General features: G+C 69.8%; 1 protein-coding gene. It reads left to right on the top strand.

Annotated features, from left to right (window positions below):
* A partial coding sequence (locus ABZY20_RS37510) for an ATP-binding protein (protein ID WP_356448055.1) occupies positions 1-1,021 on the top strand: 1,021 nt, incomplete at both ends.

Consider the following 1,021-nt stretch of genomic DNA (forward strand, 5'->3'; position numbering starts at 1 on the left):
TGTCGCTGGACGCGCCGTCGCTGGCGCCGCTGTACGTGATCGTGCTGTGGGTGACCATCGGCAACGGCCTGCGCTACGGCACCACCTACCTGTACACCGCCGCCGGTCTGGCCGCGGTTTCGTTCCTGGCGGTGATCCTCGGCAATCCGTACTGGAACGGGCAGCCGTATCTGTCGGCGGGCCTGTGGCTGGGCCTGGTGGCGATTCCGGCCTACCTGTCCTCGCTGCTGCGCAGCCTGCAGAACGCGACCCTGGCCGCGCGCCGCGCCAACGAGGCCAAGAGCCGCTTCCTGGCCAACATGAGCCACGAGCTGCGCACGCCGCTCAACGGCATCATCGGCATGGCCGAGCTGATGCACGGCACCCGCCTGGCGCCGGAGCAGCGCGAGTACGCCGACGTCATCCACACCTCGGCGCAGTCGCTGCTGCTGTTGGTCAACGACGTGCTCGACATCTCCGCGATCGAGGCCGGCAAGCTGCAGCGCCGCGACGTCGACTTCAACCTGCAGGAAGTGGCCAAGCGCCTGCAGAAGATGATGCAGCCGCTGGCCGCGGCCAAGGGCCTGACCTTCAAGGTCGAAGTCGCCGCCGACGTGCCGGTGCGCCTGCACGGCGACAGCGCGCTGCTGACCCAGGTGCTGCTGAACCTGCTGCACAACGCGGTCAAGTTCACCGAGTGCGGCGAGGTGTCGCTGCAGGTGCGGCTGAGTTCGGCGCCGGCGGGCGAGGCCGGGCGCGGCAAGGACGGCGAACGCCAGGTGCGGCTGCGCTTCTCGGTGCGCGACACCGGCATCGGCGTGCCCGAGCAGGACCAAGAGCGGATCTTCCAGGCCTTCGAACAGGTCGACAACGGCCCGACCCGGCGTTTCGGCGGCACCGGCCTGGGCACCACCATCGCCAAGACCCTGACCCAGCTGATCGGCGGGCAGATCGGGGTGGAGAGCAACCCCGGCGGCGGCAGCCATTTCTGGATCGACCTGCCGCTGCTGCTGGAGGACGGCCTGGGCGACCGCGCCGACGC

The sequence above is a fragment of the Streptomyces sp. NPDC006624 genome (genome assembly GCF_040611555.1).
Taxonomy (GTDB): domain Bacteria; phylum Actinomycetota; class Actinomycetes; order Streptomycetales; family Streptomycetaceae; genus Streptomyces.